This is a genomic window from Streptomyces sp. CA-106110 (assembly GCF_050936285.1).
Taxonomy (GTDB): Bacteria; Actinomycetota; Actinomycetes; order Streptomycetales; family Streptomycetaceae; genus Streptomyces.
The window spans coordinates 9,626,445-9,645,282 of sequence record NZ_JBNJNB010000001.1; the positions used below are offsets into that span (position 1 = coordinate 9,626,445).

An 18,838-nucleotide genomic window follows, 5' to 3' on the forward strand; every position below is an offset into this window, starting at 1 on the left:
TGGGTGCGGGGTCCGGCACCGGGCCCCGCACCCCGGCTCACTCCCCGCGCCTGCGCAGCAGATGCTCGCGCGCGACCTCGTCGCGCGGCCCGTTCCGCATCGACAGTCCGGCCGCGATGCGGTCCTGGATCTCTTCGGGTTTCCGTCCGGCGTACTTGAACTTCGCCCGGACACCCGTCACTTCGAGCCGCAGGCCGCGGATGCCGGACAGCAGGCGGCCGTAGGGCGCCTCACCCACGGCCGCCCGGGCGGACCCGCCTTCCGGCTGGAAGTGGTGCGTCTGACGGTTCAGCAGCTCCGCCTTCTCGGCGGGATCGTCCACGGTACGGGCGATGCAGCGCAGTTGGACCGCGGCATAGAAGCTGGTGGGCACACCGTTCTCGGACGGGCCGTCCGGTGGCGCCTGCCAGGGGCCGGGCACGAACACATAGTCGTCGACCACGCTCAGCAGCACCTGCGGGTTCGCCTCCAGGGCGGGCCACAGCGGGTTCGGACGGGCCAGATGGGCCACCGCCTCGCCGCGACCCACGTCGTAGGCGAAATGCAGCGGCTGGACGTACGGCGGTTCGCCCGGCGGACCGTTCACCGCGAGCTGTCCGAAGTCGCGGCCGACCAGCCAACGCTGCCACTCGGCGTCGTCCTGCGGTGCGTCCCAGGGGTGGATCAGCATCACAGCACCGCCAGGTAGTCGGGAAGGCCGGTGCCGGGCGCGAGGTCGGGGTCGGGAACCGGGGCGCCGTACTCGGTGCGGACCGGGACCACGCCGGCCCAGTGGGGGAGCGAGAGGTCCTCGGGTTCGTCGCTGACACCGCCGGTGCGCACCTTGGCGGAGACAGCGTCCAGGTCGAGGCGGATCACGGCGGTGGCCGCCAGCTCCTTCTTGTTGGCGGGCCGTGAGTCGCGCGAGCGGCCGGGTGTGACCTGGTCGACCACCGCGTCCAGGGCGATCCGCTTCTCCTCCGGGTCGTCGACCTGGTGGGCGACGCCGTGCACCACCACGGACCGGTAGTTGATCGAGTGGTGGAAGGCCGAGCGGGCCAGGACCAGGCCGTCGACGTGCGTCACCGTCAGGCACACGGCGAGCCCCGGGTCGGCCTCGCCCGTCATCCGCAGGGGACGCGAGCCCGTCGAGCCGTGGACGTAGAGACGTTCACCGATGCGGCCGTACAGCGTGGGCAGGACGACCGGTGCACCGTCACGCACGAAGCCGAGGTGGCACACATAGCCCCCGTCGAGTATCGCGTGCACCAGCTCCTTGTCGTACGACGCCCGGTGCGCGGAGCGCGTGGGGACGGTGCGATCGGTGGGTGCATAGGCGGTGGCGCGCGACGACGCCGGCTCGTGGGTCCCGTGCATTTGCGCTCCCTCTTGCACTAGTGCAAAATATGCTTTGTGCTAGGAGGATATCCGATCGAAGGGCGGGGCGCAGCCGAGATCGCGGCCAGCGTCGAGCGTGCGGTGGGTACGGGAAAGCTGGAGCCGGGTCAACTCCTGCCACCGATGCGGGAGTTGGCGGTCGAGCTGGGCGTGAATCCCAATACGGTCGCGGCCGCGTACCGCATCCTGCGTGAACGGGGGGTCATCGAGACCGCCGGGCGGCGGGGGAGCCGGGTGCGGCCCGCGCCCGCCACGACGGGCCGGGACCACATCCGGGTGGACGTGCCCGCGGGTGTGCGCGATGTGTCCAGCGGCAATCCGGATCCGGCGCTGCTGCCACCGCTGGCCCCGGCGTTCGCGGCGGCTGCGGCGCAGGGCGACACGGAGCCGGTGCTCTACGGTGATGTCGCCGTGGAACCGGAGCTCGCACGTGTCGCCCGGTCGGCCTTCGACGCCGACGGAGTGCCGGACGGGCCGCTCGCCGTGGTCTCCGGTTCCCTCGACGCCGTGGAGCGGGTGCTCGCGGCCCACCTCAAGCCGGGCGACAGCGTCGCCGTGGAGGATCCCGGGTGGGGCAGGACCCTCGACCTCATCCCGGCGCTCGGCCTGCGCACGGTTCCGGTCGGCGTCGACGACGAAGGGCCGCTTCCCGGCGGCGTACGCGACGCGCTGGAGGCCGGGGCGCGTGCCCTGATCGTCACGGACCGGGCGCAGAACCCGACCGGCGCCGCGGTGAGCGCCACCCGCGCGCGTGCTCTGCGTTCCGTGCTGCGCGAGTTCCCGCAGACGCTGCTGATCGAGGACGACCACGGTCACGGGATCGTCGACGTCCCCCTTCACCCCATCGCCGGTGCCACCCGGCACTGGGCGTTCGTGCGCTCGGTCGCCAAGGCGTACGGACCGGATCTGCGGCTCGCCGTGCTCACCGGGGACGACGTCACCCTCGACCGGGTGCGCGGGCGGCAGCGGCTCGGGCCGGGGTGGGTGAGCCTGATCCTGCAGCGGGCCGTGGTGCGGCTGTGGGTCGACGGTTCCCTCGACGCCCGCGCGGTGGCGGCGGAGTACGGCCGACGTCGCGACGCGCTGATCGGCGCGCTCGCGGAACGCGGTGTCGCTTCCCGGGGGCGCAGCGGGTTGAACGTGTGGGTGCCCGTGCCGGACGAGACGGGCGCGGTCGCGCGGCTGCTGCATGCGGGATGGGCCGTCGCCCCCGGCGCCCGCTACCGGATGAGCGCGCCGCCCGGCATGCGGATCACCGTCTCGACGCTGACACCGGACGAGACCGGGTCCCTGGCGGAAGCGGTGGCCGCCGCCCTCGGCCCCGCCCCCGCCCGGAGCTACGTCTAGCGGTCCGTCGCTCCGGGGCCGCTCTCCATCCGGCTGACGTCCGGTTCCTGCGCGACCCTGCCCGGTGCCACGTCCGGTCCCGGCCGGGCCGCTTCCGTGCGCTCGGTTTTGGGCCTGGCCTGTGTCGGTGCCGCGTCCTTGGCCTCGGTCTTGGGCCTGGCCTGAATCGGTGCCGTTCCCGTGCGCTGGGTCTTGGGCCTGGCCTGGGTCAGGGCCGCTCCCGCCAGGACGATCAGCGCCCCGACCGGTGTCGACCAGGTCAGCGACTCGCCGAGGATCGCGACGCCCGCCGCGGTGGCGATGACCGGGATGAAGTACGTGACCATCTGCGCCGTCGTCGGCCCCACCTCGGCGACGAGACCGTACTGGAGGAGGACGGCGAGTCCGGTACCGAGAGCGCCGAGCGCCGCGACCGCGAGGAGCGGGACGAGCGGGAAGCGGCTCGGCATGCTGGTGAACAGCGGGGTGACCAGGGCCAGTTGGATGGTGGCCAGGAGCAACTGCGCGCCGGTCAACGACAGATGGGACGGGCCGGCGCCCGCGAGGGTGCGGCGTACGTAGATCCAGCCGACGGGGTAGCTGAGCGAGGCCAGCAGGCCATCGCCGTGCCCGTCATGTCAAGGCCGTGGAAGCCCTGCCAAGCGCCGAGCACCGTCAGCACGCCCAGGAAGCCGATGCCGAGTCCTGCGACCCGGCGGCGCGTGGGCCGGTCCTCGGAGAGCGCGACCAGGGACAGCACCATGCCCCACAGAGGCGAGGTCGCGTTGCAGATCCCCGCGAGCGTGGACGGGATCGTCAGCTCCGAGTAGGCGAACAGCGAGAACGGCAGCGCGTTGAGCAGGAACGCGGCGACGGTGAGATGGCCCCAGGTGCGGGCGCCGCGCGGGAGGCGCTCACGCTTCACGGCCATCGCCGCCGCGAGCACCGCCGTGCCGAACACCAGACGCCCCAGCGTGACCTGGAAGGGGGCGTAGGCCTCGGTGCCCACCTTGATGAACAGGAAGCTGAAGCCCCAGATCAGCGAGAGCACACCGAAGCGGATCCGCCAGTCCAGGGCAGCCCGGCGGTGCGGGGTGACGGTGGGCGCGGTTTCGGACGGTCGGGCGGCGACGGTGCTCATGACCGTAACAATGGCGCAGACAACCTCTTAGAACATATCGAGAATTCGCTGCCGATACCTCGTAGTATTGCTTATGTGTTGAACCTGGAGCGCCTGCGCACCCTCGACGCCCTCGCCCGGCACGGCTCGGTCAGCGGCGCGGCGGAGGGACTGCATGTGACGACGTCGGCCGTCTCCCAGCAGATGTCCAAGCTGGAGCGGGAGGCGGGGCAACAGCTCCTTGCCAAGAACGGCCGGGGGGTGCGGCTCACGGACGCCGGCCGGCTGCTCGCCGATCACGCGGCACGCATCCTGTCGCAGGTCGAACTGGCCCAGGCCGATCTGGAGGCGCAGCGCGGGCAGGTGGCCGGCGAACTGCGGCTGGCGGCTTTCCCGACCGCCGCGCGCGGTCTCTTCCCGACCGCCTTGGCCGAGCTGCGCGCCGGGCACCCCGCGTTGCGGCTGCGCTCCTGTGAGCTCGAACCCGAGGCCGGAGTCGCCGGAGTGGTGCGCGGCGACCTCGATCTCGCGGTGGTCCTTGACTGGTACAACAAGCCGATGGCGCTTCCGGAAGGCCTGGTGAAGGCGGCCATCCTCGATGATCCGGCGGATGTGGCGATGCCCGTGGGGCACCGGCTCGCGGATCGGACGGAGGTGGATCTCGGGGAGTTCGCGGACGACGAGTGGATCACCTGGGGCGAGGGCGAGTTCTGCCATGAGTGGCTGATGTTCACCCTGCGCTCCAAGGGCGTCGAGCCGCGCATCGGTCACCGTGCCGCCGAGACGCACACCCAGCTGGGACTGGTGGCCGCCGGTCTGGGCGTGTGCATCGCGCCCCTGCTCGGGCGGAATCCGATGCCTGCCGGGGTCGTGACCGTGCCGCTGCGGCAGCGGGTGCGACGGCACGTCTACGTGGTGTGGCGGGCGGACGCCGACCGCCGCCCGTCGATCCGGGCGGCGGTGGAGGCGCTGCGGGTGGCAGGACGGGCCGTGGCGGCCGGGTGAGCTGGGCCAAGCCCGCCGGCGGGCTCAACGCAAGCCGAGTTTGCGGAAGTCCCAGGTGACGATCTTCTGCGGCGTCAACCGGATCCATGCGTGTCGCCCGTCGTACGGCATCTCCTCGAGGCCGAAATTCTTCCGCGCGAACAGGGTCTCCGGTGCGTCGAGCTCGGCGCACAGCTCCCCGGTGCGGGGGATCTCGCCCACGAACTCCGCCACGCCCGCCAGCTCGGCACCCCTGAGCTGCTCGTACTCCTCACCCGTGTCGATCACGACGGCGATCTGCGGATCCCGGCGCAGATCGGCCCAGCGCTTGCTGCGCACGACGGAGTACAGCCACAGCGAGGTGCCGTCCCAGGCGAACCACAGCGCGCTCACGTGCGGGGCGCCGTCGGCCGACACGGTCGCCACCCGGCAGGTGCGCTGGGTGGCGAGGAATTCGTCCAGCTCACCGGGTGTCATCATGATCTTCCGGCCCCGGCGCTGAGTGTCGGTCATGGGTCCCCCTCTTCTTCTCCCACGTCGTGCCAGAGAGATCCTCTGACATCACGTCAGAAAAGAATGAGGTGTCTTCCTTCCACCCGCAAGGGCCGCTACCCTCGCCGCTCCCGGCCGTCGACGACAAGGGGAGCCATGCCGTCGTACGAAGTGCTCAGCGAACTCCTCGATCCCCGGACCACTGTGCTGCTCACCGTCGAGTGCCAGCAGGGCGTCGTGGGCCCTGACAGCGCGCTGCCCGAACTCGCCGCGGAGGCGCGTTCCTCGGGCGCTCTCGCCCATGTGGCCCGGCTGGTCGCCGCCGCGCACGAAGCCGGGGTGCAGGTGATCCACGCGATCGCCGAGCGTCGCCCGGACGGCCGGGGCGCGAACCGCAACGCCCGCCTCTTCCGCGCGGCCGAGCGGCTCCCGGTGCAGCAGCTGTCCGGCACCACGGCGGTGCGTGTGGCGGCACCCATCGAGGTGACGGAAGAGGACCTCGTCGTACGCCGGCTGCACGGCCTGTCGCCGCTGGCGGGCACGGAGGTCGACGCGCTGCTGCGCAATCTGGGCTGCCGCACCCTGGTCGTCATCGGCGTCTCCGCCAACGTCGCGATCCCCAACGCGGTGTTCGACGCGGTCAACCGCGGCTACAGCGCCGTCGTGGCCGCCGACGCCATCGCGGGGGTGCCCTCGAACTACACCCCCGCGATGATCCGCAACACTCTCGCGCTGGTCGCCACGATCGTGACCACCGACGAGGTGCTGGCGTGCCTGGGGCCGCCGCGCCGGGCGGCGGGGGCCTGAGCGGGCGCCGGGATCAGGCGAGCTTGATCTCGTCTCCGGACACGGTGATGTTGGCGGCGGGCAGCGGCTGCGTCGCCGGACCCCTCTTCACGCTGCCGTCGGCCACGGAGAACTCGCTGTTGTGGCAGGGGCAGGTGATCACGCCGTTCGAGATGTCCTTCACCGCACAGCCCTGGTGGGTGCACTTGGACGAGAACGCCTGGAACTTGCCCGCCGTCGGCTGGGTCACCACCACGCCCTTGTCGTCGAAGACCTTGCCGCCGCCCTCGGGGATGTCCGACGTCTTCGCGAGGACCGTGCCGCCGGAACCAGTCGCGGCGTTCTCGCCGCCGCCCGTGCTGCCGCTGCTCGCGGTGCTGCTGTCCTGGGAACTCGTCGACGCATTGTCCGAGCTCCCGCACGCGGTCAGCGCGACGGCGAGCCCCGTCGCGCCGACGGCTGCCACGACCGTGCGGCGGGCCGGTGCCGGTACGGACTGGAGCGATTCGCTGGTCATGCTGACGTTTCCCTTCCATGGGTGATACTTACGGACGGTGGTACGGCCTGGGGGCAACAGCTGTTCAGATGCTCTTGAGATCTTGACCGCTTCGAGATGAGCTGGGCGTTAGACACGGCTGTCGTTCCGCTGTCAGGGGGGACTCAGAACCCGAAAGGGGGTCTCCGCGGCGCCCCGACGCGCCAGTAGCCTGGGGCGATGCTCAAGGAAGTCATCGCGACCCGCTACATCACTCCGATGCGCGAGGGCGGTTCGCTGCCGGGGCTCGTCGAGGGCGACGATCTCGGGACGTACGTCATGAAGTTCACCGGCGCCGGGCAGGGCCGCAAGACGCTCGTCGCCGAGGTCGTCAGCGGCGAACTCGCCCGCCGGCTCGGGCTGCGGGTCCCCGGCCTCGTGACCATCGGCCTCGACCCGGTGCTGGGGCTCGGGGAGCCCGACCAGGAGGTGCAGGAACTGCTCAAGGCGAGCGGCGGGCGCAACCTCGGCATGGACTTCCTCAGCCGCGCGATCGGCTTCGACCCGCTGGCCTTCGCGGTCGGCCCCGAGGAGGCCGGGCGCATCGTCTGGTTCGACGCGCTCGTGAACAACGTCGACCGCTCCTGGCGCAACCCCAATCTGCTGATGTGGCAGGGCGACCTGTGGCTCATCGACCATGGCGCCACCATGATCTGGCACCACAACTGGTCGGGTGCCGAGGCATCGGCCGCGCGGTCCTACGACGCCTCCGACCACGCCCTCGCCCCCTTCGCACCGGACGTCGCGGGCGCCGCCGCCGAGCTCGCGCCGCTCGTCACCGAGGAGCTGCTCGCCGAAGTGACCGCGGAGATCCCGGAGGAATGGCTGACCGGGGAGCCCGGCTTCGACACCGCCGACGCGCTGCGCCGGGCGTATGCGCGGCCGCTGCTGGCCCGCGCCGCCGACATCCACGAACGCATCCAGGGCATCGGGACCACCAAGGGGGACAAGTGAGCGAGCGGGACGTCTTCGAGTACGCGCTGCTGCGGGTCGTGCCGCGGATCGAGCGGGGCGAGTGCATCAACGCCGGCGTGCTCGTGTACTGCCGTGCGAAGTCGTTCGTCGGCGCCCGGACGCATCTGGACGAGGGAAAGCTGCTGGCGCTCGACCCGGACGCGGACGTGGCCGGAGTACGTGCGGCGCTCGGCGCCGTCGAGGGTGTGTGCGCGGGGGGCGCGGCGGCCGGGCAAGCTGCCCTTGACGACGCGGGACGGCGTTTCCGCTGGCTGATCGCGCCCCGCTCGACAGTCGTCCAGCCCGGGCCCGTGCACACCGGGCTGACCGCAGATCCGGCGGCCGAGGCGGAGCGATTGCTCGACCTCCTGGTGCGGTAATGGATCACATGCACCGGGTCGGCCGTTGACACCGAGTGCCAGGACTTCTAGCGTCACGTCTGCTGAAGGTACTAAGCGGTCGCTCACCAGCGGGGCGTACCGTGGGAGTCACAGACTTTCCGAAGGTGTTCCAGGCTTTCCTAGGACGAGGAGAACCAGCAATGTCCACCAGTGAGCAGCGGGTCGCCGTCGTCACCGGCGGTGCGCGCGGCATCGGCGCCGCCACCGCCGTACGACTGGCCGCCGAGGGCCGTGCCGTCGCGGTGATCGACCTCGATGAGGCCGCGTGCAAGGACACCGTGGAGAAGATCGGCGCCGCCGGTGGCAAGGCCATCGCCGTCGGCTGCGACGTCTCGGACGAGGCGCAGGTCGAGGCGGCCGTCGCGCGTATCGCCGAGGAACTGGGCGCGCCGACGATCCTCGTGAACAACGCGGGCGTGCTCCGCGACAACCTGCTGTTCAAGATGAGCGTGTCGGACTGGGACACCGTCATGAACGTGCACCTGCGCGGTGCGTTCCTGATGTCGCGTGCCGTGCAGAAGCACATGGTGGACGCGGGCTTCGGCCGTATCGTCAACCTCTCTTCGTCCTCCGCGCTCGGCAACCGCGGACAGGTGAACTACTCCGCCGCCAAGGCCGGTCTGCAGGGCTTCACCAAGACCCTGGCCAAGGAGCTCGGCAAGTTCGGCGTCACCGCCAACGCCGTCGCGCCCGGCTTCATCGCCACCGAGATGACCAAGGCCACCGCCGAGCGCGTCGGCATGGGCTTCGAGGACTTCAAGGCCGCGGCCGCCACCCAGATCCCCGTCGCGCGCGTCGGGGAGCCGGACGACATCGCCAATGCCATCGCCTTCTTCACCGGTGACGCGGCCGGATTCGTCTCCGGCCAGGTGCTGTACGTCGCCGGTGGACCGCTCGACTAGCGCCGGGAGTACCGAGACATGACTGCACTGCCCGAACTCAGCGGGAAGGTCGCCCTCGTCACGGGCGCCAGCCGCGGTATCGGCTACGGCGTCGCCGAGGCGTTCGTCGCCCGCGGCGACCGCGTCTGCATCACCGGACGCAACGAGGACGCTCTGAAGGAGGCCGTCGAGAAGCTCGGCGCCGACCGCGTCATCGGTGTCGCCGGCAAGGCGCACGACGAGAACCACCAGGCCCTCGCCGTGGAACGCACCATGGAGGTCTTCGGCCGGGTCGACTTCCTGGTCAACAACGCCGGGACGAATCCGGTGTTCGGACCGATCGCCGACCTCGACCTGAACGTGGCGCGCAAGGTGTTCGAGACGAACGTCGTCTCCGCGCTCGGTTTCGCCCAGCGGACCTGGCACGCCTGGCAGAAGGAGAACGGGGGCGCGACCGTCAACATCGCCTCGGTGGCCGGTCTCTCCGCCTCCCCGTTCATCGGCGCGTACGGCATCAGCAAGGCCGCCATGATCAACCTGACCCTTCAGCTCGCGCACGAGTTCGCACCGCTGGTCCGGGTCAACGCGATCGCGCCGGCCGTAGTCAAGACGAAGTTCGCCCAGGCGCTGTACGAGGGCCGGGAGGCGGAGGCCGCCGCGGCCTACCCGCTCGGCCGGCTCGGCGTGCCCTCCGACATCGGCGGCGCGGCCGCGTTCCTGACGTCGGACCAGTCCGACTGGATCACCGGCCAGACCCTCGTCGTCGACGGCGGCATCTTCCTGAACTCCGGGGTCTGATGAGGTGAGCCCCGACACGGGCGCCGTATGGACAGAAACGGCGCCCGTGTCGAGCCGCGTACGACACAAAGACGGATGACAACGTCGTCATATACACGCTGATCACATGCAGTGCGCGAACCAGGTCCGGCCGGCCTGGTGCTGCGGTATGGTCTGCCGCCGACCACTGGTAGGCAGACCGAGGAGTGTGCGCGTGTTCAACCGGAACCGTTGTCTGCGTCGGCTGGCGGCGATCACGTCCATATCCCTGGTGGCCGGCTGCAGTGCGTTCTCCTCGGGGTCCGCCGACGACAGGGGGCCCATCGTCGTCGGTACCACCAGCTCACCGAGCACCCTGGATCCGGCCGCCTCCTGGGACAACTCCTGGGAGTTGTTCCGCAACGTGTACCAGACCCTGCTGAACTACCCCGACGGTGCGACCGAGCCGGGACCCGACGCCGCGGAGAATTGCACGTTCACGGCCGGAAACCTGGCGTACCGCTGCGTTCTGCGCGAAGGCCTGACGTTCTCCAACGGGGACAAGCTCGACGCCCGGGCTGTGAAGTACTCGATCGACCGGATCAAGCGCATCAACGTGTCGGGCGGCCCGGCCGGGCTGCTGGGCAGCCTCGGGCGGGTCGAGACGAAGGGCGACCGCGAGGTCGTCTTCCACCTCAACGAGCCCGACGCCACCTTCCCGTTCGTCCTGACCACCCCGGCCATGTCGATCGTCGACCCGGCCGAGTACCCGGCCACGCGGATACGCGAGGACGGCAAGGTCACCGGGTCCGGGCCGTACACACTGAGGTCCTACCAGGAGGGCAAGGAGGCCCGGCTCGCGCGGAACCCCCACTACACGGGCTACGCCGACCGGAAGAACGACGCGGTGACCATTCGGTACTTCCAGGACTCCGCCAGCATGGTGGGCGCCCTCAGGAGCCGGAAGATCGACCTCACCTACCGCGGACTCGGCGCCTCCGACATCGTCTCGCTCCAGGGTCACGGCTCCGACAACGGCATCCAGCTCCTGGAGAACCCGGGTATCGAGATCAGCTACCTGGTCTTCAACCCCAAGGACCCGTGGGCCGGCAAGGCCGCCGTCCGCAAGGCCGTGGCCCAGGTCGTGGACCGGGGCGCGATCGCCCACAACGTCTACAAGGACACCGTCGAACCCCTCTACTCGATGATCCCGGCGGGACTGACCGGGCACACCACGGGGTTCTTCGACGACTTCGGCGATCCCAGCACGCCGAAGGCCCGCAAGCTCCTCACCGGCGCGGGCATCAAGCAGCGCGTCCCGTTGACCCTCTGGTACGCCACCGACCGCTACGGCTCAGAAACCGGTCCGGAGTTCCAGGAGCTCAAACGTCAGCTGGAGGACTCCGGTCTGTTCCGGGTCACCCTCAAGAACCGCCCCTGGAAGACGTACGTGGGGGGCTACCAGAAGGGCGAGTACCCGGTGTTCGGGCGCGGGTGGTTCCCCGACTTCCCGGACCCCGACAACTACATCACGCCCTTCGTGGGCCGGCAGAACGCGCTCGGCACCCCCTACCCGTCGCCGGAGATCACCGACGTGCTGCTGCCGCGGTCCCGGCGCGAGAGCGACCGCGGCAAGGTGGTCGAGGATTTCGAGCGGGCCCAGCGGATCCTGGTGAACGACGTCCGGCTGGTGCCCCTCTGGCAGGGCAAGCAGTTCGTGGCGGCGAGCGAGGAGATCTCCGGCGGGGAGCGCGCGCTGGACCCGTCCACGATCATGATGATGTGGGAGCTGTCCCGCAAGACCAGCTGGTAGGCCCGCCCCGGGCCGGGGTCCGGATCCCGTTGTCAGTGGTCACCTGTAGGTTCTGAGGCCTGGAAGTGACCGCACATCGGAGGAAGTTGACGTGACCGACATCGCCATGCTGCCGGAGTCCTGGCGGGGCGTTCTGGGCGACGAACTGCAGCAGCCCTACTTCAAGGAACTCGTGGAGTTCGTCGAGGGCGAGCGCGCCAAGGGTCCCGTCTACCCTCCGCGCGAGGAGGTCTTCGCCGCCCTCGACGCGACTCCGTACGACAAAGTGAAGGTCCTCGTCCTCGGCCAGGACCCCTACCACGGGGAGGGCCAGGGACACGGCCTGTGCTTCTCCGTGCGGCCCGGCGTGAAGATCCCGCCCTCCCTGCGGAACATCTACAAGGAGATGCACGAGGAGCTCGGCACGCCGGTCCCGGACAACGGCTACCTGATGCCGTGGGCCGAGCAGGGGGTGCTGCTGCTGAACGCGGTGCTGACGGTGCGCTCCGGCGAGGCGAACTCCCACAAGGGCAAGGGCTGGGAGAAGTTCACGGACGCGGTGATCCGTGCGGTCGCCGGCCGGCCGGACCCGGCGGTGTTCGTGCTGTGGGGCAACTACGCGCAGAAGAAGCTGCCGTTGATCGACGAGAGCCGGCATGTCGTCGTCAAGGGCGCGCACCCCTCGCCGCTGTCCGCGAAGAAGTTCTTCGGCTCGCGTCCGTTCACGCAGATCAACGAGGCGGTGGCCCGGCAGGGGCACGAGCCGATCGACTGGACCGTTCCCGACCTGGGATGAGCCCGGGGCGGGTTCGGGCCCGGCCCGGACCCGCCCATCGCCACTGTCCGTCGCCACCGCTCGTAGCGCCCGCGTCACCGCCTTGGCCCAGCGGCCGTACGGAGCCGCCTGACCGCGATTGCCGGTGCGGGCGGTTAGCGTCGTGGATGGGAGTCCCCCTGGCTCATGGGGATCCCCCCGCTCGGGCCGAGCCCCGAGCGGGGGAGGCGACGAGCGTGGAGGACGCGGTGGCGAAGCGACAGGCGGAGATGGAGCCGGATCCCGTCATGACCCGGATCGGACAGGTCGTCATGCTGCACCACGGCGGCGACCGCGAGGAGGCGCGGGACCGTTTCCTGTGCCTGTGGGCCGAGCTCGGCGAGGACGGCGACCCGCTGCACCGCTGCACGCTGGCGCACTACCTGGCGGACACGCAGGACGACCCCTCGGACGAACTCGCCTGGGACCTTCGGGCGCTGTCGGCCGCCGAGGAACTCACCGACGAGCGCCTCGCCGACCACGACGGGGCGCTCGCGGTACACGCCTTCTACCCCTCGCTCCATCTGAACCTGGCCGCCGACTATGTGAAGCTCGGGCGCTCCGAGGCCGCCCGCGTCCATCTGGGCCGGGCCCGAGGTGCGGTCGGCGCCCTCGGGGACGGCCGGTACGGCGACGGCGTCAGGGCGGCGATCGCACGACTGGAGCGACGGCTCGCGGAGGAGTGGCCGACCGGGGGCACACCGGAGCCCGGCCCCTTGGACGGCCCCGGCGGGGAGACGCTGGGGCCGCAGCGACGGCGGCCTTGAAGCCCGCGCTGTCGAAGGTTCTTGCCGTGGCGGGGTGACGGGGCCGCCGGGGTTGCGCTTTCGGGGTGCCGGGGCAGGCCGGGGTCGTGTCTTGGGGATGGTGGGCCATGCCGGGACGGTGGTTGCAGGGTGTGCGGCCGGGCCACGAAGCCGGGGGAGACGTAGCAGCGCCAGTGCGCGTCCACCGCCGGCACGGATGCCGGCTACAGGGTGTGCCGGGCCAGTTCCGCACCCTGGTGCGGCTCCAGTCGCCAGGGAGCCTCGTCGCCGGTGTGAGCCGCGGGTTCACCGCCCGTAGGTGCCGGCGCAGATCTTCGCCTCGGGGCTGTCCGCTTGCCACCCTCCGTACCTGTGGCCCAGGTCGCACACGTCTCCGTTCCTGGGGAACACCTGGGAGGCGGCGGGCGGCACCTCGATACGCCCGGCGTGGCGGCTCCACCTGGGGCGCGGGCCCGGGTACGGGTGGTGCGGCGCGGTCGGAGGCACCGCGCCGGCGTCCGGGCGCCGTCCGCGGTGCGGGGCGGGAGCGGTCGGCGAGGAGCGGCCGGGGGGCTCGACCATCTCCAGCGCCTCCCGTGCCGGCGCCTGGACGACCTGAGGCTCCGTGCTCCCGTCGGGGCGCGGTGCCGAGGGGTTCGAGGGCGCGTGCGGCGAGCCCGGCACGGGCTGGCGCTGGACGGTCACACAGCCGGTGAGGGCCGAGACGGCCACGGTGACCAGGAGCGTTGCGGTCGTCGTCGTTCGATGCACCCGCGCCACTCTGCTGGGTCCGGGCCGCTTTGGGGAGCGGACAGGCGGAGGATGCCCCTCATGGGTGATCTCCAGCCCCGTACGGAGGGCCCGGAACCGTCCAGGGTGACGTCAGTCCCCGGTGGACCCGTCGATCCGCTCACGGATCAGGTCGGCGTGGCCGTTGTGGCGCGCGTACTCCTCGATCATGTGGGTGTAGATCCAGCGCAGATTGAAGGGTTCGTCGGTGAACGTGCTCCGGCCCTTGGAGAGGTCGTCCAGGCCGAAGCCGGCGGAGTGCCGCCGGGCGATCTCGATCTCGGCCTGCCACGTGGTGAGCGCGTCCTCCCAGGTGTCGGCCTCGGTGAGATGGAACTCCCCGTCCCGGTCCTCGTCGCTGTAGTAGATCGGTCCGGGCTCCTCACCGGCGAGCACCTTGCGGAACCAGCCGCGCTCGACCTCCGCCATGTGCCGCACGAGTCCCATCAGGGAGAGTTCGGACGGTTGCACCGAGGCGGTCCTGAGCTGGGCATCGGTGAGCCCCTCGCACTTCCATGCGAGCGTCTGGCGGTGGTAGTCGAGCCAGCCCTCCAGCATGGTGCGTTCGTCGGCGTTCTGGGCGGGTTCACGGCGCTCAAGGGTCATGCCCGGCATCCTCACCCAGCCCCGGTCACCGCCGCCAGACATTTGACGCGGCGGCCCGTCAGCCGTCGAGCATCCCGTCGAGCAGTTCCCGCAGGCCGGTGCGCACCTCGTCCAGGGTGGGCACCGCCGCGGTGAACGACCCGGCCACGCACGAGAACATCAGCCCGTCCAGCCAGGCGACCAGCGACAGCGCGTGGCGCGCCGGGTCGGCCGAACCCGCGGCCGTGACTAGGGCGGTGAGCTGATCCCGGAAGCGGGCGCCCGCCGCGTCGAAGTACCGGCGCAGCTCGGGCCGTCGCGTGGCCTCCAGGGCCAGTTCGTAGCGGGCGAGAGTCAGTGCGCGATTGCGGGTCAGGGACCGGTGGGTGGCGAGAGCCAAGCCGTCCACGAGGGGGCCGAGTCCGCTCCCGGGACCGGGCAGCATCTCGTGCGCCGCGAGAACCCGGGCCTCACGGTCGGCGAGGCGTCGCACTGCGAGTTCCAGGAGCGCCAGACGGGTCCGCGCGAGGTTCGAGGTCGAGCCCTGGGGGAGTCCCGCCGACTCGTCGACCGCCCGGTGCGTCAGCCCGCGCATCCCGCGCTCGGCGAGCAGGGCGAGCGCGGTGTCGGCGACGAGTTCGGCGCGAGCGGCGCCCATGGCATGTGCGGACATGGAGGTCAACCTACCTGTCTGACTACACCCGTAGTACAGTCGACGCATTCGTACACTACATATGTAGTGACGTCGGGAGAGTCGCCACAGCACTGCTCAGGAGGAGCCATGGCACAGTCGTCGCACGCCGTCGTCATCGGCGGCGGCATCGGGGGTCTCACCGCGGCGGTGGCGCTGCATCTGCGCGGGTTGCGGGTCACGGTGCTGGAACGGGCCCGTTCCCTGGAGCCGGTCGGCGCCGGCATCTCCCTCGCCCCCAACGCCCTGCGCGCCCTGGACGTCATTGGCCTCGGCGACGAGATCCGGGACCTGGCCGCCTGGCAGGGCGACGGCGGACTGCGCACCCCGCGCGGACGCTGGCTCTCGCGCACGAACGCCTCGGCCGCGGCCGAACGCTTCGGCGGCCCGCTCGTCCTGCTGCACCGGGCCACGCTCATCAACAGCCTGGCCGCCCGCATCCCGGCCGGCGCCATCCGCACGACCGCCGCCGCGTCGGTCGCCGACCCGGGCGACCGCGGCCGGCCGGCCCGTGTCACCACCCCGGACGGCGAACTGGAGGCGGACCTGGTCGTGGCCGCCGACGGCATCCACTCCGGTGTACGCCGGGCACTCTTCCCGCACCACCCGGGGCCGGTCTACTCCGGATTCACCACCTGGCGTGTGGTGAGCCCGGTGCCCGGCGTCGAGTTCGCCTCGCACGAGACGTGGAGCCGGGGCGCCCTGTGGGGCACGCATCCGCTCAAGGACGGCCAGGTCTACGCGTACGCCGCAGCCGTCGTGCCCGCCGGGCGGCGCGCGCCGGACGACGAGAAGGCCGAACTCCTGCGGCGTTTCGGCGACTGGCACGATCCGATTCCCGCCGTCCTCGCCGCGGCCCGGCCCGAGGACGTGCTGCGCCACGACGTCCACCACATCGCCGAACCGCTGCCCGCCTACCACCGCGGCCGGGTCGCCCTGCTCGGCGACGCGGCGCACGCCATGCCACCGATGCTCGGCCAGGGCGGCAACCAGGCCGTCGAGGACGCGATCGTGCTCGCCCACTGCACCGACGACCTGGCCGCCTACAGCGCCGCACGGCTGCCCAGAACCACCGCCATCACCCGGCAGTCCGTGCGGGTGGCCCGGCTCAACCTGATGACCAACGGCGCCGGGATCGCCCTCCGCAACGCCTCCATCGCCGTGCTCTCGAAGGCCGCTCCCGCCCTGTTGTTGCGCGACTTCGACGGCATCGCTGGCTGGCGGCCGCCGGCGGACACCGGGCCCGAACGGAACCGGGAGGCGGGAAGGCCGTAAGCTTCCGGACAGGACCAGGTCGGCGATCCCAGGAGAGGCCCGTGAAGGTCGGCTGCATCGGACTCGGCGACATCGCGCTGAAGGCCTATCTGCCGGTGCTGGGGCTGCAACCGGGGCTCGAACTGCACCTCCAGACCCGGACCCCCGCGACGCTCCACCGGGTTGCCGACAGTCTGCATCTTTCGCGGGAGCAGCGGCACGTGGACTTGGACGCGCTGCTCGCGCAGGACCTCGACGCCGCCTTCGTGCACGCGCCCACCGCCGCCCATGCCGAGATCGTCGCGCGGCTGCTGGAGGCGGGCGTGCCGACGTACGTCGACAAGCCGCTCGCCTACGAACTCGCCGACTCCGAAAGGCTGGTGCACCTCGCGGAGCAGCGGAACGTGACCCTGGCGGTCGGCTTCAACCGGCGCCACGCACCCGCGTACGCGCAGTGCGCCGACCACCCCCGCGAGCTGATCCTGATGCAGAAGAACCGCGTCGGACTGCCCGAGGAACCCCGCATGATGATCCTCGACGACTTCATCCACGTCGTGGACACCCTGCGGTTCCTGGTGCCGGGCCCGGTGGACGATGTGACGGTGCGCGGCCGGGTCGAGGACGGGCTGCTGCACCATGTGGTGCTCCAGCTCTCCGGTGACGGATTCACCGCGCTCGGTGTGATGAACCGGCTGAGCGGTTCGGCGGAGGAGATCCTGGAGGTCTCCGGGCAGGACACCAAGCGGCAGGTGCTGAACCTGGCCGAGATCGTCGACCACAAGGGCCAGCCCACCGTGCGCAGGCGCGGGGACTGGGTGCCGGTGGCCCGGCAGCGGGGCATCGAGCAGGCCGCGCTGGCCTTCCTGGACGCGGTCCGCACGGGCGAGGTGCTCAGCGCCCGTGACGCACTGGCCACTCACGAACTGTGCGAGCGGGTCGTTGCCGCGGTGCAGGAGCGCCTCGTCGCACTCTGAGCGCCCGGACCCCCTCCGTCGCGCACAGCCCGGCCAGGACCAGCAGGGCCCCGTGCAGCGGCCAGTCGCCGAAGCGGACGTACGGGGTGACGCCATGGCTGAGCGGGACGGCGAAGACCTCTGTGGCACTCCGGTCGGTGCCGAGCCAGGAGCCGACGCGTTCGCCGCTCGGACCGTAGACCGCGGAGACGCCGGTCAGCGTGGCGTGCACCATCGGGCGGCCGGTCTCCGCGGCGCGCAGCGCGGCCAGCGAGGCGTGCTGCTCCGGCGCCCAGCTGTGCTGGAACGTGGAGGTCGAGGACTGGGCGAGCAGCACCTCGGCGCCGTCCTGCGCGAGATGGCGGCTCATGTCGGGGAACGCCGACTCGAAGCAGACCATGGGGCCGACGCGCAGGCCGTGCCCGACGTTCATCACCACTTGTTCGGAACCGCGCCTGCGGTCCTCGGCGGCTGCCCTGCCGACGGAGGTGGCCCAGCCGAGCACGGAGCGCGCGGGTATGTACTCGCCGAACGGGACGAGCCGCATCTTGTCGTAGCGGTCACCGGTCGGGCCGTTCGGGCCGACCAGCACGGAGCTCTTGTATATGCCGGGGTGGTCGGAGCGGCGCGCGTCGACGTTGACCAGGATGTCGGCCTTCACCAGTCGGGACAGGTCCGCGATCCGGGTGGCCAGATCGGGCTGCCGCGCGAGGTCGAACCCGACACTGCTCTCGCCCCAGACGACCAGGTTCACGTGGCTGCCGGCCAGCTCGCGGGTCAGCTGCTCCTCGCGGGCGAAGCGCCTCATACCGCTGTCCGCCCCGCCGACGATCCCGGGCTGCACGACCGCGATGCGCATCTGTCCGTCGAGGTCCGGGCGTGGCGACCAGACCCACGCGGCCGATGTCGCGACGGCCGCGGCCACGAGCCCGGTCACGGCCGCGACACGGGCCGCGCGCACCGAGACGAGCACGGCGACGGCGGCGTTGACGCCCACCACCAGAAAGCTCAGGAGCCACACCCCGCCGACCGAGGCGAGCCGCAGTGCGGGTGCCACCTGCCACTGGCTCGATCCGAGCAGCCCCCAGGGGCCGCCGAGGGCCTGCCAGGAGCGTATGAGCTCGACCGTCAGCCAGCCGGAGGGCAGCACGACAAGGGCCGCGGCGACCCGCCTCGCTGTGGGCACCCCGGCAAGAAAGCGCCGTACCAGCCAGCCCCAAGGAGCCCACAGAGCGCCCAGGAGGGCGGCGATGACGAAGGTGAAGACGTTCAGATTCGGCAGCAGCCAGTGGTGCACGGCGAACATGAAGCCGAAGCCGCCGAGCCAGCCGTCGTAGAGGGCCTGTTTTCCGGTCGGGGCGGTGCGCAGCAGCAGAATCCACGGGACCAGACAGACGTACGCGAACCACCACCAGGACGGTGCCGGGAAGGCGAGCACCGGCAGAGCACCGGCGAGGGCAGCGGCGACACCCCGTCTCCAGCGGGAGGCGAGCCAGTCGCTGGGCATGGTCATTCGGCGCGTCCCTCCCCAGAGCATGTCTCCAGTGTGCGCGCCGCGGACGATCTCCGACAGGGGGCGTGGAGGTGTGCGGGGAGGGGCTC

20 protein-coding genes and 1 pseudogene are annotated in these 18,838 nt (G+C 71.2%); 12 read left to right on the forward strand and 9 right to left on the reverse strand.

From position 1 onward, the window contains the following. Positions 1-37 precede the first annotated feature (37 nt). Positions 38-670: an FMN-binding negative transcriptional regulator gene (locus ACQEXA_RS44330; protein WP_432925440.1), complete on the reverse strand. Its 633-nt coding sequence runs from the start codon at positions 668-670 to the stop codon at positions 38-40. Then, positions 670-1,356 (reverse strand): pyridoxamine 5'-phosphate oxidase family protein, encoded by a 687-nt coding sequence (locus ACQEXA_RS44335; protein ID WP_432925438.1) that lies wholly within the window; start codon positions 1,354-1,356, stop codon positions 670-672. The genes ACQEXA_RS44330 and ACQEXA_RS44335 overlap by 1 nt, the downstream gene beginning before the upstream one ends. 36 nt (positions 1,357-1,392) lie before the next feature. On the opposite strand from ACQEXA_RS44335, the gene ACQEXA_RS44340 reads away from it, so the two are divergent. Further along, positions 1,393-2,724, forward strand: a complete 1,332-nt coding sequence (locus ACQEXA_RS44340) for an aminotransferase class I/II-fold pyridoxal phosphate-dependent enzyme (protein ID WP_432925436.1) — start codon at positions 1,393-1,395, stop codon at positions 2,722-2,724. On the opposite strand, the pseudogene ACQEXA_RS44345 reads toward ACQEXA_RS44340, so the two are convergent. Continuing rightward, positions 2,721-3,844, reverse strand: a pseudogene (locus ACQEXA_RS44345) (DMT family transporter). The gene ACQEXA_RS44340 and the pseudogene ACQEXA_RS44345 overlap by 4 nt on opposite strands. A gap of 75 nt (positions 3,845-3,919) precedes the next feature. On the opposite strand from ACQEXA_RS44345, the gene ACQEXA_RS44350 reads away from it, so the two are divergent. Beyond that, the gene (locus ACQEXA_RS44350; RefSeq protein WP_432925432.1) at positions 3,920-4,828 is read left to right on the forward strand and encodes a LysR family transcriptional regulator; all 909 of its coding nucleotides are present in this window, start codon (positions 3,920-3,922) and stop codon (positions 4,826-4,828) included. A 24-nt stretch (positions 4,829-4,852) separates the two neighbouring features. Here ACQEXA_RS44350 and ACQEXA_RS44355 read toward each other — a convergent pair whose 3' ends face one another. Beyond that, positions 4,853-5,320: a pyridoxamine 5'-phosphate oxidase family protein gene (locus ACQEXA_RS44355; protein ID WP_432925430.1), complete on the reverse strand. Its 468-nt coding sequence runs from the start codon at positions 5,318-5,320 to the stop codon at positions 4,853-4,855. Between the two features lie 135 nt (positions 5,321-5,455). Here ACQEXA_RS44355 and ACQEXA_RS44360 point away from each other — a divergent pair, with 135 nt between their 5' ends. After that, positions 5,456-6,106, forward strand: a complete 651-nt coding sequence (locus ACQEXA_RS44360; RefSeq protein WP_432925429.1) for a cysteine hydrolase — start codon at positions 5,456-5,458, stop codon at positions 6,104-6,106. Positions 6,107-6,119: 13 nt separating this feature from the next. Here ACQEXA_RS44360 and ACQEXA_RS44365 read toward each other — a convergent pair whose 3' ends face one another. Next, positions 6,120-6,602, reverse strand: a complete 483-nt coding sequence (locus ACQEXA_RS44365) for a Rieske (2Fe-2S) protein (RefSeq protein ID WP_432925427.1) — start codon at positions 6,600-6,602, stop codon at positions 6,120-6,122. A 198-nt stretch (positions 6,603-6,800) separates the two neighbouring features. Between ACQEXA_RS44365 and ACQEXA_RS44370 the strand changes: the two genes are divergently transcribed. From ACQEXA_RS44370 to ACQEXA_RS44400, 7 genes are all read left to right on the forward strand, one after another. Beyond that, positions 6,801-7,574, forward strand: a complete 774-nt coding sequence (locus ACQEXA_RS44370) for a HipA family kinase (protein WP_432925425.1) — start codon at positions 6,801-6,803, stop codon at positions 7,572-7,574. Continuing rightward, the gene (locus tag ACQEXA_RS44375) at positions 7,571-7,954 is read left to right on the forward strand and encodes a DUF3037 domain-containing protein (protein WP_359398306.1); all 384 of its coding nucleotides are present in this window, start codon (positions 7,571-7,573) and stop codon (positions 7,952-7,954) included. Before ACQEXA_RS44370 ends, ACQEXA_RS44375 begins: the two co-directional genes overlap by 4 nt. Before the next feature lie 161 nt (positions 7,955-8,115). Next, positions 8,116-8,877 carry a 3-oxoacyl-ACP reductase FabG gene (fabG, locus tag ACQEXA_RS44380; protein ID WP_361000392.1) on the forward strand — a complete coding sequence of 254 codons (762 nt, stop codon included), beginning with the start codon at positions 8,116-8,118 and terminating at the stop codon, positions 8,875-8,877. Between the two features lie 18 nt (positions 8,878-8,895). Then, positions 8,896-9,654, forward strand: a complete 759-nt coding sequence (locus ACQEXA_RS44385; RefSeq protein WP_359398310.1) for an SDR family oxidoreductase — start codon at positions 8,896-8,898, stop codon at positions 9,652-9,654. A 193-nt stretch (positions 9,655-9,847) separates the two neighbouring features. Further along, complete coding sequence (locus ACQEXA_RS44390) at positions 9,848-11,425, forward strand: ABC transporter substrate-binding protein (RefSeq protein ID WP_432925422.1); 1,578 nt, start codon at positions 9,848-9,850, stop codon at positions 11,423-11,425. 91 nt (positions 11,426-11,516) lie between these two features. After that, positions 11,517-12,200, forward strand: a complete 684-nt coding sequence (gene ung / locus ACQEXA_RS44395; RefSeq protein ID WP_432925420.1) for a uracil-DNA glycosylase — start codon at positions 11,517-11,519, stop codon at positions 12,198-12,200. A 227-nt stretch (positions 12,201-12,427) separates the two neighbouring features. Beyond that, positions 12,428-12,985, forward strand: a complete 558-nt coding sequence (locus ACQEXA_RS44400) for a hypothetical protein (protein WP_433132788.1) — start codon at positions 12,428-12,430, stop codon at positions 12,983-12,985. A gap of 285 nt (positions 12,986-13,270) precedes the next feature. On the opposite strand, the gene ACQEXA_RS44405 is transcribed toward ACQEXA_RS44400, so the two are convergent. From ACQEXA_RS44405 to ACQEXA_RS44415, 3 genes are all read right to left on the reverse strand, one after another. Further along, positions 13,271-13,735 carry a hypothetical protein gene (locus tag ACQEXA_RS44405; RefSeq protein ID WP_432925416.1) on the reverse strand — a complete coding sequence of 155 codons (465 nt, stop codon included), beginning with the start codon at positions 13,733-13,735 and terminating at the stop codon, positions 13,271-13,273. Positions 13,736-13,846: 111 nt separating this feature from the next. Then, positions 13,847-14,359: a DinB family protein gene (locus ACQEXA_RS44410; protein ID WP_359398319.1), complete on the reverse strand. Its 513-nt coding sequence runs from the start codon at positions 14,357-14,359 to the stop codon at positions 13,847-13,849. Positions 14,360-14,417: 58 nt separating this feature from the next. Next, entirely contained in the window at positions 14,418-15,011 is a 594-nt protein-coding gene (locus ACQEXA_RS44415) for a TetR/AcrR family transcriptional regulator (protein WP_433132790.1), read from the reverse strand. A 108-nt stretch (positions 15,012-15,119) separates the two neighbouring features. Here ACQEXA_RS44415 and ACQEXA_RS44420 point away from each other — a divergent pair, with 108 nt between their 5' ends. Both ACQEXA_RS44420 and ACQEXA_RS44425 read left to right on the forward strand, forming a co-directional pair. Then, positions 15,120-16,304 carry an FAD-dependent monooxygenase gene (locus ACQEXA_RS44420; RefSeq protein WP_432925411.1) on the forward strand — a complete coding sequence of 395 codons (1,185 nt, stop codon included), beginning with the start codon at positions 15,120-15,122 and terminating at the stop codon, positions 16,302-16,304. 41 nt (positions 16,305-16,345) lie between these two features. Next, positions 16,346-17,257: a Gfo/Idh/MocA family protein gene (locus tag ACQEXA_RS44425; RefSeq protein ID WP_432925409.1), complete on the forward strand. Its 912-nt coding sequence runs from the start codon at positions 16,346-16,348 to the stop codon at positions 17,255-17,257. On the opposite strand, the gene lnt is transcribed toward ACQEXA_RS44425, so the two are convergent. Continuing rightward, positions 17,175-18,749, reverse strand: coding sequence for an apolipoprotein N-acyltransferase (lnt, locus tag ACQEXA_RS44430; RefSeq protein ID WP_432925407.1), 1,575 nt, complete (start codon positions 18,747-18,749; stop codon positions 17,175-17,177). The two genes, ACQEXA_RS44425 and lnt, sit on opposite strands and share 83 nt — an antisense overlap. Positions 18,750-18,838 lie beyond the last annotated feature (89 nt).